The sequence below is a fragment of the Bradyrhizobium sp. 154 genome (genome assembly GCF_023073875.1).
Lineage (GTDB): Bacteria > Pseudomonadota > Alphaproteobacteria > Rhizobiales > Xanthobacteraceae > Bradyrhizobium.
Map to the genome: position 1 here is coordinate 164,864 of NZ_JADPKG010000030.1, position 16,493 is coordinate 181,356.

The 16,493-nt window shown below is 64.7% G+C and carries 16 protein-coding genes; 2 read left to right on the top strand and 14 right to left on the bottom strand.

Annotation, left to right across the window (positions count from 1 at the left end; translation table 11 throughout):
- Positions 1 to 26: 26 nt before the first annotated feature.
- From IVA92_RS06340 to IVA92_RS06350, 3 genes are read right to left on the bottom strand one after another with little or no spacing between them, the layout of a single operon-like run.
- Complete coding sequence (locus IVA92_RS06340) at positions 27 to 1,109, bottom strand: lipocalin-like domain-containing protein (protein ID WP_247281917.1); 1,083 nt, start codon at positions 1,107 to 1,109, stop codon at positions 27 to 29.
- Positions 1,099 to 3,561 carry an FtsX-like permease family protein gene (locus IVA92_RS06345; RefSeq protein WP_247281916.1) on the bottom strand — a complete coding sequence of 821 codons (2,463 nt, stop codon included), beginning with the start codon at positions 3,559 to 3,561 and terminating at the stop codon, positions 1,099 to 1,101. The genes IVA92_RS06340 and IVA92_RS06345 overlap by 11 nt, the downstream gene beginning before the upstream one ends.
- Complete coding sequence (locus IVA92_RS06350) at positions 3,558 to 4,211, bottom strand: ABC transporter ATP-binding protein (protein ID WP_247281915.1); 654 nt, start codon at positions 4,209 to 4,211, stop codon at positions 3,558 to 3,560. Before IVA92_RS06350 ends, IVA92_RS06345 begins: the two co-directional genes overlap by 4 nt.
- 149 nt (positions 4,212 to 4,360) lie before the next feature.
- On the opposite strand from IVA92_RS06350, the gene IVA92_RS06355 reads away from it, so the two are divergent.
- A complete protein-coding gene (locus IVA92_RS06355) occupies positions 4,361 to 5,686 on the top strand; it encodes an MFS transporter (protein ID WP_247281914.1) in 1,326 nt (441 codons plus the stop codon).
- 111 nt (positions 5,687 to 5,797) lie between these two features.
- On the opposite strand, the gene IVA92_RS06360 is transcribed toward IVA92_RS06355, so the two are convergent.
- From IVA92_RS06360 to soxX, 10 genes are all read right to left on the bottom strand, one after another.
- Positions 5,798 to 7,006, bottom strand: a complete 1,209-nt coding sequence (locus tag IVA92_RS06360; protein ID WP_247281913.1) for an MFS transporter — start codon at positions 7,004 to 7,006, stop codon at positions 5,798 to 5,800.
- A 176-nt stretch (positions 7,007 to 7,182) separates the two neighbouring features.
- Positions 7,183 to 7,371: a hypothetical protein gene (locus IVA92_RS06365; protein WP_247281912.1), complete on the bottom strand. Its 189-nt coding sequence runs from the start codon at positions 7,369 to 7,371 to the stop codon at positions 7,183 to 7,185.
- Positions 7,372 to 7,457: 86 nt separating this feature from the next.
- Entirely contained in the window at positions 7,458 to 8,495 is a 1,038-nt protein-coding gene (locus tag IVA92_RS06370; RefSeq protein ID WP_247281911.1) for an MBL fold metallo-hydrolase, read from the bottom strand.
- A 252-nt stretch (positions 8,496 to 8,747) separates the two neighbouring features.
- The gene (locus tag IVA92_RS06375; protein WP_247281910.1) at positions 8,748 to 9,206 is read right to left on the bottom strand and encodes a hypothetical protein; all 459 of its coding nucleotides are present in this window, start codon (positions 9,204 to 9,206) and stop codon (positions 8,748 to 8,750) included.
- Positions 9,203 to 10,954, bottom strand: a complete 1,752-nt coding sequence (soxB, locus tag IVA92_RS06380) for a thiosulfohydrolase SoxB (RefSeq protein ID WP_247281909.1) — start codon at positions 10,952 to 10,954, stop codon at positions 9,203 to 9,205. Before soxB ends, IVA92_RS06375 begins: the two co-directional genes overlap by 4 nt.
- A gap of 153 nt (positions 10,955 to 11,107) precedes the next feature.
- Positions 11,108 to 11,416: a hypothetical protein gene (locus IVA92_RS06385; protein WP_247281908.1), complete on the bottom strand. Its 309-nt coding sequence runs from the start codon at positions 11,414 to 11,416 to the stop codon at positions 11,108 to 11,110.
- Entirely contained in the window at positions 11,413 to 12,276 is an 864-nt protein-coding gene (gene soxA, locus IVA92_RS06390; protein ID WP_247282052.1) for a sulfur oxidation c-type cytochrome SoxA, read from the bottom strand. Before soxA ends, IVA92_RS06385 begins: the two co-directional genes overlap by 4 nt.
- Entirely contained in the window at positions 12,276 to 12,587 is a 312-nt protein-coding gene (gene soxZ / locus IVA92_RS06395) for a thiosulfate oxidation carrier complex protein SoxZ (protein WP_247281907.1), read from the bottom strand. Before soxZ ends, soxA begins: the two co-directional genes overlap by 1 nt.
- A gap of 13 nt (positions 12,588 to 12,600) precedes the next feature.
- Complete coding sequence (gene soxY / locus IVA92_RS06400) at positions 12,601 to 13,092, bottom strand: thiosulfate oxidation carrier protein SoxY (RefSeq protein ID WP_247281906.1); 492 nt, start codon at positions 13,090 to 13,092, stop codon at positions 12,601 to 12,603.
- Positions 13,093 to 13,118: 26 nt separating this feature from the next.
- Complete coding sequence (gene soxX, locus IVA92_RS06405; protein WP_247282051.1) at positions 13,119 to 13,472, bottom strand: sulfur oxidation c-type cytochrome SoxX; 354 nt, start codon at positions 13,470 to 13,472, stop codon at positions 13,119 to 13,121.
- Positions 13,473 to 13,731: 259 nt separating this feature from the next.
- Between soxX and IVA92_RS06410 the strand changes: the two genes are divergently transcribed.
- Complete coding sequence (locus tag IVA92_RS06410) at positions 13,732 to 14,406, top strand: DUF938 domain-containing protein (RefSeq protein WP_247281905.1); 675 nt, start codon at positions 13,732 to 13,734, stop codon at positions 14,404 to 14,406.
- Positions 14,407 to 14,417: 11 nt separating this feature from the next.
- On the opposite strand, the gene IVA92_RS06415 is transcribed toward IVA92_RS06410, so the two are convergent.
- A complete protein-coding gene (locus IVA92_RS06415; protein WP_247281904.1) occupies positions 14,418 to 16,487 on the bottom strand; it encodes a prolyl oligopeptidase family serine peptidase in 2,070 nt (689 codons plus the stop codon).
- Between the last annotated feature and the right edge of the window lie 6 nt (positions 16,488 to 16,493).

Consider the following 16,493-nt stretch of genomic DNA (forward strand, 5'->3'; position numbering starts at 1 on the left):
GTTAGTCCCTTCGACGAGATCGCGCTTCAATAGCCCGTCAGCTCGAGATAGCCAACGCCATCATGCGTGCCGGCAAAGCTGATCGGCCCTTCCCAGTAGGAGAAGCCGGTCCCCATCCAGGCCCCTGGATTGAGCGGCTTGCACAGGATCGAGAACGATTGCGAGGGGATTGCGATCTGCCACTCCACCGGCAGCTTGCGTCCCGCAACATCCGCGGTCGCCTTCGGCATCATCTGGATGTCGCTACCTGCAATCATCCGCGTCTCGCCGGCGGCGCTGATCCAATTGCCGAACGGATAGTTTTGGCCGTCCTTCTGCCGCAGCCGGTACAGCATCAGCTTGTCGCCGGATCCGAGATGCAGCGACAGCCAGTCCCAACCGGTCTGATCGGCATCCAGCGGCTGGCTGCTCCATTCGCGGTCCATCCAGGCCTGGCCCATCACTTCGGCCGGCTTATCGTCGATCGTGATGCTGCCGCGCGCGCGGTAGAACGGCTGGCTGTAATAGTAAGATGCTTGCCCGCGCTCCGACTTGCGGCTGTAGCCGCGGTCGCCCTGCAATACCATCGGACGATCGGCCTCCAGCGTCAGCGCATAGCTGAAGTCGGTGGCGGAGGCTTTGAGCATCAGCGGCGCCAGCGTGCGATAATCGGTGCGCTCAAGCCCCTTCATTTCCCAATCGTCGATCCAGGCATCGAACGGCTTGGCCGTGACGCCGGCCTGCCCCACACCGCCGCGTGAAAACGTCTCGCTAAAGCGGTGGGTGTCGGCGCGCGTCACCGCCGCATGTCCCATCCATACCTGCTGATTGGCCCAGCCCTCGCGTTGCGGGCCCGGCTGCGCCGCCTGGCGGAACAGGGTCCATTGCAGGCCGCAGGCAGCGCCACTGGCATCGACGAGGTTGGCCGTGAGATACCACCACTCGATGCGAAACTCCGGATGCGGCCCGTGATCGCCCGGAAAGGTGAAGACCTTGCCCGCCGTTACCTTGGCAAAGCCGTCCGCGGTTTCGCCGAGCCCGGCATAGCCCTGCGCCCCTGCGCGAGGTGTGAGTGCCAGCGCAGCAAAGCCGCCGATGACCGCGCGTCGTGAGATTTTCTCAGCGCTCATTGGCGAACACCTTGACGAGATTTGCCGGCTGCATCCGCGCCAGCCGTAGCATCGGCAGCAATGCGGCAAGCAGCGAGGCGAGCAGCGCGACCGCGACCAGCTCGACCAATTGCAGCGGAAACACATGGAACGGCAGCCGCCAGCCGAATGCCTTCACATTGACGATCGCGATCAGGCACCACGCCACCAAGAGGCCGAGCGGCACGGCCAAGAGCGATGTGAACAGCGCCACCGATAGCGTCTTGGTCAGCTCGATCGCGGCAAGGCGCGGCCGGGTGAGGCCCATCGCCCACAGCGGCGCAAGCTGCGGCAGGCGGGAGTTGGCCAACGTCAGCAGGCTTGTGAGCAGCGCGATGCCGGCGACGCCAAGCGTAAAGGCATTCAGCGCGGACGTGACCGCAAAGGTGCGGTTGAAGATGCGGATCGATTCCGCCTTCACCGTCGCCTGGTCGGCGACGCTGCGATCGTCGAGCGCAAATTGCTTCTGCAACGCTGAGATCAGGCCGGGGATATCGTTCTTGTCGACGATGAGGCCGATCCGCGTCTGCGGCGTCTGTGGAAATTGCCGGATCAGCGCCGCGACATTGATGGCGAGCTGCCCCTTGGGATTGCCGTAGTCAGCATAGATGCCGACAATGTCGAGCTCCCAGGTCCCGCCCGGCGCCGGCACCTCGACGACGTCGCCGACGCGGACGTTCAGCCGGCGGCTCAACTGCTCGCTGATGAAGGCAGCATTGCCGGGCACGAGCCGGGTCCAGGCGCGCGGCGCGGCTTCCAGCAGCGGCCAGCGTTCGCGATAGAGCGCGTGGTCGGGAAGGCCGAGCAATTCCACCGGCTGGCCCTGAACTTGCGCCTCCGCGCGTCCGCCCGAGAGGATCGCCTGGACATCGCTGCGCTCGCGCAGCCAGTTCCGGATCGCAACGCCTTGCGTGTTGTCGGACGCGCTGATGTAGACGTCGGCCGCCAGCCGTCCATTGAGCCAGCCGATAAAGGTCCGGCTGAACGTCTCCACCATCGTGGACACCCCGACATTGACGGCGAGTGCAAGCAGCAGCGCCATCAGCGCCAGCGACAATCCGGAGAGTTGCTGCCGGCTGTCGGCCCAGAACCACAGCGCCAGCGGCCCTTTCGCCCAACGCTGGCCAACGAGCAGGATGAGTTCGAGAAATGCCGGAAGGATCAGGGCCGCACCGAGCATCAGCGCGGCCAGCACGCCGAAGCCTGCGATCAGCGATTGCCCATAGTAAAGCAGCAGCAGCGCGACCGCGAATACGGCGCAGGCGCCTGCACTTTGCAGGATCAACCAACGGCGCTGCACCTGCTGCCAGGCGCGTGGTTGCGCGGTTGCCAGCACCGGCATCCTGATCGCCTTGATCAGGCTGGTTGCGGCCGCAACTAGCGCGCCGACAACGCTGATGCCGATACCGGCCAGCCACCATTCGGAACGCAGCGTCAGCTGCCCCGGGATCTGCGCGCCATAGAGCCCGCGCAGCGACGCCGCGACGTCGGGCAACAGCGCTGCCGCGATGAAATAACCGCAGACGAGCCCGATCAGCCCGGCGATCAGCGCCAGCACCACCAGCTCCAGCACCAGCATCGTGTTGACCAGCCGCGCCGACGCGCCGCAGGCGCGCAACGTCCGCAGCATTGGCAGACGCTGCTCGAAGGCGAGGCCGACGGCCGAATTGACGATGAAGAGCCCGACGAAGAATGACAACAGGCCGAAGGCGGTGAGATTGAGATGAAAACTGTCGGTGAGGCGTTCCAGCTCCGTCTCGGCATCCGGCTCAACCCGCTGCAGCTGATCGCCGACGACGCTTTGAAGCGACGTGGGCTTACCCTTCGCCTTGCCGATCAGCAACCGCGACAGCTGGTCCGGCTTGTTGAGGAGCCGCTGCGCCACGCCGATATCGACCACCAGCACGCCGGGCACGAGCTGCGGCAGCACGCGCAGCGGCGGCAGTATTGCGCCGCTGCTGATCGCCGGCACCGCACCCTCCTGCTGCTGCAAGTCACTCAGCGTCTCCCGCGCCACCAGCGTCTGGCCCGGCGGCGCGACGAAACTGCTGAGATCCGAGGCGCCAAGGCGCGGCGCATTGCCGACGTCGGTCGGCAGCGTCACCGGCTCGATGCCGAGCAGCCGCACCGAGCGTCCATTGATCTGGACGCGTCCCTCCAGTATCGGGGAGACCGGCCAGCCGGCGCGGCGCAATTTTATGAACAGCTCCTGGGAAAAGGTCGCCGTATCCAGCGCGACCAGCATCGCCGTACGTGCGCCGCCGAATGTCGCCGCGGCGCGGTCATAGGCGCTGCGGGCCTGCTGGTTGATCGCCTGCACGCCACTCCACAGCGCGGTCGCCGCAATCAGCCCGATCAGCAGCGTTGCGAACTGCATCTGGTGACGCCGCCAATGGCTGAGCAGCACGGCGAGGATCCACAGCGCGCGCCTCATGCGATGCGCCCGCCGTGCAAAGTAAGGTGGCGGTCGAGCGTCGCTGCCAGATGCAGGCTGTGCGTCACCATCAGGAAGCCGCAGCCCGTGCGCGCCACGAGATCGCGCGTCAGCGCCAGCACGTCCTCGGCGGTGGCTTCGTCCAGATTGCCCGTCGGCTCGTCCGCCAGCAGCAGCGAAGGCTTCGTCGCCAGCGCCCGGCCGATGGCGACCCGCTGCTGCTGTCCGCCCGACAATTGCTCTGGATAACGCTTGAGGAGAGTGCGAAGTCCGAGCCGTTCGATCAGCTCTTTGGTCCAGGCCGCATCATGCCGGCCGGCGATCCGTGCCTGGAAGGCGAGATTGTCCGCGACCGACAGGCTCGGGATCAGGTTGAACTGCTGAAAAACCAAGCCGACCCGGTCGCGTCGCAAGCTGGCACGTCCCGCATCCGACAGCTTGGTGACCTCGATGTCCGCCAGCCGGATCGAGCCGCTATCAGCCGCATCGAGCCCGGCGATCAGGTGCAGCAGCGTGCTCTTGCCGCTGCCGGATTCTCCCGTCAGCGCGACCCGCTCGCCAGCCGCGAGGTCGAGATCGACGCCGCGCAGCACGTGGACCGGCTCGCCGGCTGAGAAGAAGGTCTTCGAGAGATTTTTGATGTTCAGCACGATTAATGGCGCCGGACGGAATTAGCGGAATTGCTGCCTAGCACACTTGCTGCGGAAATGCCGGGGTTGCGTTGGCATCCAAGCCGTTGTTAGCTCCAAGAAGGTCAAATCAAAAAAGTGCCAAAAAGATACATGGGGAAAATAGAAGCATGAGCGCTCAGGGAACGCCGTCCGCGGCGAGCAAGCCGACAGCGACGCCGAAGGGCGCCTGGACCATCACCTTTCTCCTGTTTCTGTTCATGCTGGTGAACTTTGCCGACAAGATCGTCGTCGGTCTTGCCGGCGTGCCGATCATGGCGGACCTCAAGCTCACGCCGGAGCAATTCGGCCTGCTCGGCTCTTCGTTCTTCTTCCTGTTCTCGATCTCGGCCATCGTGGTCGGCTTCATCGTCAACAAGGTGCCGACGCGCTGGGTGCTGCTGTCGCTCGCGGTGGTTTGGGCGCTGGCGCAGTTTCCCATGGTCGGCACCGTCTCCTTCACCACGCTCCTGATCTGCCGCATCGTGCTGGGCGCCGGCGAAGGCCCGGCCTTCTCGGTCGCGGCGCACGCCATCTATAAATGGTTCCCTGACGAGAAGCGCACGTTGCCGACCGCGATCCTGTCGCAAGGCTCGGCCTTTGGCGTGATCATCGCAGTGCCGGCCTTGAACTGGATCATCGTCAACCATTCCTGGCACTATGCCTTCGGCGCGCTCGGCGTCGTCGGCCTGGTCTGGGTCTGTGCCTGGCTCGCGCTCGGCAAGGAGGGGCCGCTGGAGGATGCGCAGGCCCTCGCCGCCACCGAGACGAAGATTCCCTACATTCAGCTTCTCACCTCGCGCACCTTTCTCGGTTGCGTCGCCGCGACCTTCGGGGCCTATTGGGCGCTGTCGCTCGGGCTGACCTGGTTCACGCCCTTCATCATCAAGGGTCTCGGCTTCTCTCAGAGCCAAGCCGGCTGGATTTCCACTCTGCCCTGGATCTTCGGCGCCACCATCGTGATCCTGACGGGCTGGATCTCGCAAATGATGATGGCCCGCGGCTCGACCACGCGCATCGCTCGCGGCGTGCTCGGCTCGGTGCCGCTGGTCGTCGTCGGCCTGATCCTGGCGACGATGCCGCATGTCCAGGGCGCCGGCCTTCAGCTGGCTTTGCTCGTGGTCGGAACGGGCCTGTGCGGCGCGATCTATGTCGTCTGCCCGCCCATGCTCGGCGAGTTCACGCCGACATCGCAGCGCGGCGCCATCCTCGCGATCTACGGCGCGCTCTATACGCTTTCGGGCATCATCGCACCCGCCGTGATGGGCACCGTGATCCAGCACGCCGGCAGCATGCTCGACGGCTACATGACCGGCTTCACCATCAATGCGGCGATCATGGTCGGCTCCGGCCTGCTCGGCCTGCTGCTGCTCTGGCCGAACACCGAACGCGCCAGGTTGACGGGCGGTGCCGCCCCGCAGGCGGGCGCGCTGAAGAGCGCGGTATCGCCGACGTAAGGGTGGCGGCGCACGCCCAAGCAACACCCTCGTCCCCGGACAAGCGCGCCCCAAGGGCGCGCCGATCCGGGGTCATGACTGCGGGGCGATGTTTGGCGCCGGAACGGACGACTAGCTTTGTGGTCGCCGCTTCTGCTCCGTGAACCCTGACAGCACCACCGTCGCCGCCATGAAGATCACGGAGGCGCCGAACACCCAGTGCGGCGCGCTCTGGTCCATGATCCAGCCGAACAGCAGCGGGCTGACGATGCCGCCGAGATTGAATCCGGTGGAGACGATGCCGAAGGCACGCCCCGCAGCGCCGGGAGCAGCCGCGTTGCGCACCAGCATGTCGCGCGAGGGTGCGATCACGCCGCTGAGGAAGCCTGCGGCCGTCATCGCCGCGGTGAGAGCCCAGCCCGGCAGTGTGGCGAGTGCGATCAGCAGCACGATCGCCGCATTCGCGGCAAAGCAGGCCGCGGCGACCTGGCCGTGGCGCTCGGTTCGGTCGGCGAGCAAGCCGCCTGCGAGCACGCCGATGGCGCTGGCGCCAAGGAATGCCGTCAGCGCGATGTTGGCGGCGGAGTAGGAGGCGCCGTAGCCGCTCATCAGCGCCACCACGCCGAAATTGTTGATGCCGGCAACCGAGAGGCTCAGCAGCATGAACAGCGCGGTCAGCGTGATCAGCGCCGGCGTGATGACGGCCTGTTTTGGCGCGTTCGCGCTGCCGGGTTTTGTCTTGTGCGCGCCGGCGTCGGGAATGTTCATGGTGATCAGCAGCAGCGCCACCGCGACACCGATCGCGCCGGAGGCGATCAGCGCTCCAGTGCCACCGGACAACGTGACGAGCGCAGCGACGATGGCAGGAGCGACGGCGCCGCCGAGAAAGCCGGCAAAAGTGTGGATCGAGAAGGCGCGGCCCATCCGCGCCTCGTCCATGTGCGCGGCCAGGATCGCGTAATCGGCGGGATGGTAGACGCTGTTGGCGAGGCCCAGCAGCACGGCGCACGCGATTAGCGAGGCGTAGCTGAGGTGCAAGCCGAGCAGGATCAGCGCGAAGCCGCCGAGCGCGAGCCCGGCCAGCAGAATTCGTCGCGCGCCAAAATGGTCGACGAGATAGCCGGTCGGCGCCTGCGTCAATCCCGACACCACCGCAAACACGGTGAGTGCGAAGCCGAGCTCGATATAACCCACGCCGAGCTGGCTCTTGAGGAACGGGAACAGCATCGGAAGCACGAGCAGATGGAAATGGCTGACCCAATGCGCGATCGAGATCCCCGTCAGCGTGCGCAGCGCGCTGTCCGCCTTGCCTTGCTGCGGTGCGGCGAGAACGTCGACCATTGCAGTTCCGTCTTGCGTCCCAAAGGAGGCGCAAACTATCGGGCAGAGCGGTTATTTGTCCATGAACGCGGGCGCATGGCAGGTAGCGCGGGCGGCGGCATGAGGTTGCCTCCACTTCGCCGGAACGACTTTGGAGGATGTTGCGCCAGCGTGCGCTCAACCCGCGAGCACCGTCCTCACAACGGCTCGTCGTCCGGCCCGTAGCGGTCGCGCTTCGGGGTGGCGATGTCGCCGTCTTCGTAATCGTCATGGTCGATCTCGCGCGGAGGCTTGGGCTTTTTCGCCTTGTCTTGCGCTTGCTTATCGTCCGCGATCTTGTTGTCCGCGATCTTGGGCGGCTCGCTCGGCTTGCCGATCTTGGCCATGGCGGCTCCCGGATGGTGATGCTGCATCCGTCCTAGCCCGACATATGGGAACTTCCTGATCTATCTCAAGCACGGCACTCGGCCGTTCAGTGCACCACCGGCCCGCCTGCCTTCTTCCAGGCATCCAGACCGCCGGCGATGTGCGCGCTGTTGGAGAGGCCCGCCTCCTTGGCGGCGGCCACCGCCATCGCCGAGCGTTCGCCGAAGGCGCAGAAGAACACGACGCGGCGGCCGGTAGCGGCTGCGACCTCCCGCAGCATGCCGCCGGGCTTCAGGCTCTCCTCCACAGATTGATAGGGCGTGTGCAGCGCGCCTTCGAGCATGCCGTGCTTCATCCGCTCGTTGCTCTCGCGCAGATCGACCAGCAGGATGTCGGGCCGGCCGAGGATGCGGATCGCCTCGGCGGCGCTGAGCGCGCGGCCCTCTTTCTCGAGCTCCTCCTGATGCAGGCCGACATGCATGTTGGCAGGGACCGCCACATCCATCATCTTCGGATTGGGCAGCTTCAGATTGGCCATCAGCTCGATATATTCGTCGACCGAGCGGACCTGGAGCCGCGGATTGTAGCGCTTCTCCTCGCCGATGGTGGAGACGGTATCGCCCTTGTAGTCATGCGCCGGAAACACCATCGTCTCGTCCGGCAGCTTGAGCAGGCGGTTGAAAATCGAATCGTATTGCGCGCGCGATGAGCCGTTCTGGAAATCGGTGCGGCCGGTGCCGCGGATCAGAAGCGTATCGCCGGTGAAGACACGGTCGCCCATCAGATACGAATAGGAATCGTCGGTGTGGCCCGGCGTGTACATCACGTCGAGCGACAGGCCCTCGATCGTCACTTTGTCGCCGTCGGCGACCCGCATCGCCACCACGTCGGCCTTGGTCTGATCGCCCATCACAGTCATGCAATGGGTGCGGTCGCGCAACTCGCCGAGACCGGTGACGTGATCGGCATGCAGATGGGTGTCGATCGCCTTGACCAGCTTGAGGTCGAGCTCGCGCAGCAATTGGCAGTAGCGGTCGACCTTCTCCAACACGGGATCGAGGATCAGCGCCTCGCCGCCTGGGCGGCTCGCAAGCAGATAGCTGTAGGTGCCCGAAACACTGTCGAAGAGCTGGCGGAAGATCATGGCGGGACCTGACGTGTGGTGATTTCTAGGATTCTACTACGGGACGGGCCCCAGAGAGAAGCAAATCACTGTGTAGAGAATGAATTTTAGAAGATCTTTATTGCGCGGGTGGCCGTCCCCACCCACCCCTGTCATCGCCCGCGCAGGCGGGCGATCCAGTATTCCAGAGGCGCTGAACGGGATGAGGGGGCCGCCTTCGCGGGGAATGACACCGATTGTGTTGCGCGGACGTGCGACAAGCTCGGACAGCTCCTACGGCCGCACCACCGTGTAGCCGTTCTCCGCCAGGAACAGGATCTGCCCGACGCCCACCTGCACCGGCGTCGCCGCGGGAATGAACTCCGGCCGCTTGCCCGTCTCGCGCTCGATCGTGTCCACCGTATTGAGGCAGATGTCGAAGCGCACGCCCTGTGCGATCAGGCTCTCGACCTGCTTGCGACGCTCGCTGCCGGACAGCAGCAGATCGATACCGGGACCGAACGCCACCACTTCGACCGCGATCTTGTCAGGGTCGTAAGCCTTCAGCAGGTTGTTGGTGACGCTGAGCACCAGTGCCTGTTTCTTCGCATCGCCGTCGGAGAGCTGAAGCACGACCTTGTGCTCGGCGAACGGCTTGTCCTGCAGCGGCACCTGCTGCGCCAAAGCCGGCGGGATCGCTGCCCAGACGAGCAATGCCAGCAGCATCGCGGATGAGATTTGCGACCGCATCATCCTTGTCCTGCAATGCCTGGATTGCCCTCGACCCCTTTCAGCGTGACGCCGGAGCCGAGCCGCTCCTGAAACATCCGGCCCGAGCGCAGATATTTGCCAACGACGTCCCACACCGGCGCGCCTTGCTGGCGGTTGACCGAGGCCCAGCCTGCGACCTTGTAGCGGTGGCTGGCGCCGAGCGCCTTGCCGCCGTTGAGCTTCAGCTCGGAGATGCGGCCGCCGATCGCAGCCTCCGGCGTGCAGGTGTAGCTGAACCCGCCGGCGCGCACCATGTCGCCACCCTGCTGGTAATAGGGATCTGCGTTGAAGAGGTTGTCGCAGATGTCCTCCAGCACGTCCTTGATCTGTGCGCCGGTCATCTCCTGCACATAGGTCTCGGGATAGGTGATCGCGGTTTCCGCGAGCAGATCCTCCATGGTCAGCGCCTGGCCCGACAGCGCCGTGACGCCCCAGCGGAAGCCCGGCGACAGCGCGATCTCGGCATCGAGCTCGCTGCGCAGCGCCGTGCAGATCAACTCGTCGACGGGACCGGAAAAATTGCCCCGGCGGTAGAGCAGGCGATCGGGCGTTGTGATCTTCTCCGACCAGTCGCTCACATGCGGCGCGCGCAGCCGGCCGATCAGCTCGGCCATCCCCGGATCCGGCTTCAGCAGCTCGGAAAAAACCGGCAGCAGATGATAACGAATGTCGCTGACCTTGCCCTTGCCGATTGCGAGATCGAGCACGGCCAGGAATTTTCCGTTGGAGCCGGCATTGGTGACGAGCGTGGTTCCTCCAGCGTTCTTCACGGCAATCGGCTGCGGCACGGCGTCGTGGGTATGGCCGCCGAGGATGACGTCGATGCCGGTGACGCGGCTCGCGAGCTTGAGATCGACGTCCATACCGTTGTGCGACAGCAGGATGACGGCATCGACCTTCTCGGTGGCGCGCAGAGCATCGACATGCTTCTGCAACTCCTCTTCGCGGATGCCAAAGGTCCAGTCCGGCGTGAACCGCTTGGGATGCGCGATCGGCACGTAAGGGAACGCCTGGCCCACAATTGCGACACGATGGCCGCCGAGCTCCTTGATGACAGACGGTTTGAACACGCGCCCGCTGGCCTTGTCGAAGGCGGGGGCGTCGTTGAAGGCGGCCTCTTCGGTCAGGAAGACGTTCTGTGCCAGAAACTCGCCCTTGAAGCGCTCGAGATTGTCGCGCAGCACCTGCTCGCCATAGGTGAATTCCCAATGTCCGGTCATCGCCTCGATGTCGAGCAGATTCGCGACCTCGACCATGTCGCGGCCCTGCATGACGTTGGCAAGCCCGGTGCCCTGCCAGAGGTCGCCGCCATCGACGAGCAGCGAATGTTTTGCGCCGACGTCGCCGCGCAAGCGGTCGATCAGCGTCTTCAGATGGGCAAAGCCGCCGAGCTTGCCGAAGCGGCCCGCAGATTTCTCGAATTCGAAGCAGGTGAAGGCATAGGCATCCGCGCTGTCGGACCGGATGCCGAACCGCTCCAGGAAGGCGCGGCCAACCAGGTGCGGCGGTCGTCCCGCCATCTCGCCGATGCCGATATTGATGCTGGGCTCGCGGAAATAGACCGGATTGAGCTGCGCATGCGTGTCGGTGATGTGCAGGATGCGCGCATTGCCGAAACGCTCGATGTCATAGATGCTCGCGGTGTCGGCACCGCGCGCGAGCCGCGGCAGTCCGAGCGATGCGGCGGCTAGGCCCGCGCTCTTCAGGAAATCGCGGCGGCGGATGCCCATCTTAACTTCTCCGCGCCCTCAACGCTGTCGACTGTTCTACAAGCATATCCGGATCCGAAGGGCCGCGTCAGCGCAAGGTTTGGTGCGGCTTTCCGACAAGATCATGCTCAAAGAATGATCTGGAGCACGATGTTCTCGCGCGCCAAGCCCAGTCTAGCGGATTTCCATCGCCTTCCAGGCCTCTTTTTCGGAATTAGCCTGGAAGATCGACGCCTTCGCCAGCGCCTCGGCCTCTTTCGCTGCGGCAAATGCGCGGTCGAAATCGCCGCCATCGGCCGCCTTCTTCGCCGCCGTCAGCGTCGAGACGGTCGTGGTCCATTGGTGACGCAGGCTGGCCGCCTCCTTGGCTGCGGCTTCGGCGGCGGCATAGGCCGCCTTGTAGTCCGCTTCCGTTGCCGCGCGCGCCGACGGTAGCGCGATGGTCAACGCAACCAATGTGGCCAGGAGACATGCCCGCTTCATGGCCGCGCTCCCGGTCCCGAGATCGGCAGGCCGTTGGCGACGTAGGAGAGGAAATATTCGACGTCGCGATATTCGTCCGATTGCGGCTCCAGCGGAACCGCGCGGGTCTGGCTGTTGCAGGTGACGAAGCGGCGGCTGGTCGTGCCCATGCCGCTCCATTCGGAGCGGTAGATCGGCATCGCATTCAAAATGCCGAGCGCCGGCGCCAGAGTCTCGGCGCGGATGCGCTCGCCCGGGCTCTGCACGTGGCAGCTCGCGCAGGAGAAGTTCATCTGGCCGCGGCGGGTGTAGAAATACCGCTTCCCGTTCTCGAACGCTTCGAGCGCACGGGGATCATCGGGAATCTTGATGTCCATCGGCTTGCCGCGCGAGGTGTAGGCCATGTAGGCGGTGAGCGAGGCCATCTCGTCTTTGACGTAGGAATAGGGCGCCTCGCCATTGGCCTCGCGGCAGCGGTTCAGCGCGAGCTCCAGCGTGATGACCTTGCCTTCCTTGGTGTCGAAGTAAGGATAGTTCTGGCGGATGCCGATGCCGCCGTTCGGGAAGCAGTCGGCGTAAGTCTTGCCGTTCTTGAACGGGGTCGCAAACATTTCCTTGCCGGCGTCGAGCGCGAACTCGTAAGGCGGGAATTCTTCCTTCTCCTGCCACTGCCGCTTCATGTCCTCGTTCATGGAATAAGGACCGTTGACGAAATCCTCGCGCTTCACGTTCGGAAATTTCTGGAAGAAGAAATTCTGGAACGCCTTCGCATCAGCAACGGGATCGACCTTGTCGGCCGCGACGACGCGCGGCGAGGTGAGGGCGCACGCAACGAGTGCGGCGCCTACCGAGCCAAGCAGGAGGGAGAAGCGGGTCTTCATCACGCGATCTTCGCGGTGGTCGTATCCGACGCACCCTTGTTGTCGGTCCAGGAGATCTTGAGCTCGTCGCCCTTCTTGGCGCCCTTGAAGCTGAATTTGACGTAGGGGTCCTTGGAGACCGCCGTGCCCCAATTGGCGACAAAGACGTCCTTGCCGTTACATTCGAACTTCAGCTCCTGGATGAAGTGGGCCGGGATCAGCTCGCCCTTGGAATCCTTGACCAGGCCGGTGTCCATGGGGTGCTGAATCAGCGTCTGCACCTCGGTGATGTCGCCATTGGATGTTGCGCGCACGCGAATGCTTGATGCCATCGGACCGATCCTCCTAGCCGCCGCAGCCGCCGACGGTGACCTTCACTTCCTTGGTCGCGCTGTAGAGCTTGCCGTCAGCCTCGACGATGGCGACCAATTTGGTGGTCTTGGCCATCTTCAGCCGGTTGGCAACGCCCGGAATCGTGCCGTCGGCGATCCTGTAGGACGCGGCGAGAGCGTACGGGTTCTCCGCCACGAAGAACGAGATCGAGGTCACCTTGTCGAGCGTCGTCGTCACTGAGACCGGCACCACGCCGCCATTCTCGGCGATCTCCGGCGCGTCCAGCTTGACCTTGTCGGAGGGCTCGGCGGTCCTGCCATAGAGCGCCTTGATCGCGTCGGCCTCGCTCTTCTGCTTGAAGGCCTCTTCCGGATATTTATCGTTCGCCGCGGCGCTCGCTGGGCGGGCCGCGAACGGCAGGTTGCCGAGCCCGATCAGCGCGACCGAGGCAGCGCCCAGAAGGATCAGGCGCCGCGTCGGATGAGGGCCTGTGGTCGTGGTCATCGGAGGTCTCCTGGCCTACCGGCCGTTTACAGCGTTTGCAGGAAGTCAACGATCGCGTTGATCTCCTGTTCGGTCAAAATCCGGTTCCGGCCGAACGGCGGCATCATGGTCTGCGGATTGCGTTTGGTCTCGTCGAAGATGATCGCGGCCAGCTCGTTGCGGTCAGGGTATCTGGCCTTGATGTCCTTCAGTTCCGGCCCAATCGTCCCCGGCAGGTCGCCCCCCTGGATAACGTGGCAGGTCAGGCAATTGCCCTTGCTGCGGTCGAAGGCGAGCTTCCGGCCCTCGTTTGCCGCGGATTGGGCCTGCGCCGGGCTGGCGAGGCCGGCAGCGACGGCCAGCAGGAGGAACAGGACAGGCGTCCGGGACAAAGCAGGCAAGGCGTCATTCCGAGGCGTTATGGCGATGGTCGCGATCGCTGAAATAAAGGCGTTCCAGAGCATAAAGGACATCGCCTGACAATCGAGACTATGCACGGAGCAAAATGGAGTTAATATCTTCCGCATTGCAATTAAAGACATTATTGGTTCGGCCGATCTGGCCAACAATAAGGACAATGGGCGCGGGCCGGCTGTTTCGAGGGCGTTTTCGCGCCCATCCTGTTTTCATCGCGTTCTCGTGTTTTCAAGGGGACCTCACTTGGCTGAATATGTCGTCGAATTTGGCGGGGATGGCGGACGGGTCGCGCCCGATGGGCGGCTCGATGCGCCGGCCTTCCATCGCAACCACGAGCCGATCTGGGCGGCGCTGGAAAAGCATCTCGCCGGCACAACCGGTGACGTGGTCGAGCTCGGCAGCGGAACCGGGCAGCACGTGGTCCATTTCGCCCGTCATACGCCCGGCCTGATCTGGTGGCCGAGCGACCTCAACCAGCGCCATCTCAAGAGCATCGAGGCCTGGCGCGTTCATTCAGGCCTGCAAAACGTCCGCCCGCCCTTACGGATCGATCTCACCGACCCCGACTGGTGTCCGGAGATGAAAAGCGGGCAGGGGCCGACCAACCTTGCCGCATTGTTCTGCGCCAATGTCATTCACATCGCGCCATGGAGCGTGGCCGAAGGCCTGTTCGCCGGCGCCGGGCGCTATTTGCGCGCCGACGGCAAGCTGTTCCTCTACGGCCCGTTCAAGCGCGGCGGCAAGCACACCGCGCTCAGCAACGCCGTCTTCGACACGTCCTTGCGCGAGGGCAATCCCGAATGGGGCGTGCGCGACATCGGCGATGTCGAGGCGCTGGCGCAGGGCGTTCGCCTCCGGCTGATCGATACGATCGAAATGCCAGCGAACAATCTCACGCTGGTGTTTTCGCGGGACTGAGCGCGAGGCCGTCAGGCCTCGCCGTCCCGCCACCCGATCTTCTCCTTCAAGAACCGATAGCCCAGCACCTCGAAGCCGGCGCGCTCCTTGTTGTCCTTGCCGTAGCCGTGGCCGCCGGCTGCCGGTTCGTAGAACCAGGCCTCGTAGCCCATCGCCTGGAGCTTGGCAGCCATCTTGCGCGCGTGGCCGGGATGCACCCGGTCGTCGCGCCGTGTGGTGGCGATCAGGATCGGCGGATAGGGCTGAGCGGCCTTGACGTTGTGATAGGCCGAGTAGGTCTTCAGCCAGTCCCATTCCTCCGGCTTGTCCGGGTCGCCATATTCCGCGATCCAGCTCGCGCCCGCAAGCAGCTTGGTGTAGCGGCGCATGTCGATCAGGGGGATGGTGCAGAACAGCGCGCCGAAGCGCTCAGGGTATCGCACCAGCATGTTGGTGATGAGGATGCCGCCGTTCGATCCACCCTGTGCGGCGATGCGCTTTGACGTCGTCACGCCGCGGCGGACGAGATCGGCGGCGACGGCCGCGAAATCGTCATGCGACAGCCTCTTGCCGGCGAGCCGCCCGGCATCGTGCCAGCGCGTGCCGAACTCGCCGCCGCCGCGCAAATTCGCCTGCACAATCGTGCCGCCGCGCTCCAGCCACAGCTTGCCGAGCGCGGCATTGTAATACGGCTTCACCGAATGGGCGAAGCCGCCATAGGCGCTCATATAGACCGGTGCATCGCCGGTCTCGCCGGCAGGGCCGGTCTGGACATAGGGAATTCGCTCGCCGTCGATCGAAATGGCCTCGTGCTGCGTCACCACGAGACCATCGGCGGTGAACGTTTTCGGCGCCTGCTTGAGCACGGTCGGGCTGGCGACGCCGCGTTCGATCAACAGCAGCGACGGCGGCGTGAGTGGATCCTGCACATTGGCGAGCAGATCGCCGTTGCTTTCGGACGGATGGCGATCGAGCGGCCAGATGTCGACGACGCCGATCTGCGGCAGACCGCCAAGCATCTCGCGGCTCCAGCCCGCAGCGGATGGCGTGCAGATCTCGAAGCACGGGCGCAGCTCGTCGAGAATCGACAGCATGAGCTTGCCCGCGGCCCAGAACAGACCTTGCAACGCGCGCCGCGGCGCTGGCTCGAACAGCACCGAGAAATTGCGGCTACCGGCGAGGAACGCCGACAGCGACATGCCGAGCACCGTGTCAGCGGTATAGGTTCGGCCTTCGATGGACCAGTCCTTGCGCAGCTTGATCGCGAACCAGTCGCCATGCGCCTGCAACCAGATGCCGGTCGGCAGGTCGAACTTCGTCATCGCGCCGGCCGCATCGCGCAGCCAGATGGCGTGATTGAAGAAGTCGATCTGGTCGACGATCCAGGCGCGCGGCGCCGCGCCGGTGTCGTCGGCCATGCCGTAGATCACCATGTGATCGGCGGTGGTCTCGATAATGATCTCTGCCTGATCGACAGGCTGGCTGCGCCGCCACAGCCGAACGGTGCGCGCATATCCCGAGCTCGTGGCCATGCCCTCGCCATGCGCGCTCGACAGCAGCAGTGTGTCGGCATCGAGCCAATCCACGCCGCCCTTCGCTTCCGGCAGCGTGAACCCGCCGGCCACGAAGCTCTTGGTGTCGAGGTCGAACTCCCGCAACGTGACGGCATCGCTGCCGCCACGCGACAGGCTCAGAATCGCCCGCGAGCTTCCGGGCATCGTGGCGATCTGGCTCAGCAGCCAGTCCTCGCCTTCGCTTGCGGCGAGCTGGTCGATGTCGAGCATGGTCTCCCACGCTGGGTTGGCTTTGCGAAACTCCGCCAGCGTCGTCCGCCGCCACAGGCCCCGCGGATTGGTGGCGTCTTTCCAGAGATTGTGCAGATCGCTGCCGCGCCGGCTGACATAGGGAATGTTGTCGGGCCGGTCGTAGATCGCGGCGAGCGTGTCGCGGTCGCGCACGAATGCTGGGCCACCGAACGCGGCGAGCGTCAGTTGATTCTGCCGTTCGACGAAATCGAGTGCCTGCTTGCCTTCGATCTCTTCCAGCCAGAGCCACGGATCATCGTCGGGAGCGCTGAGCGTAGGCCTGTCGTCGACGGTCATGAGCGA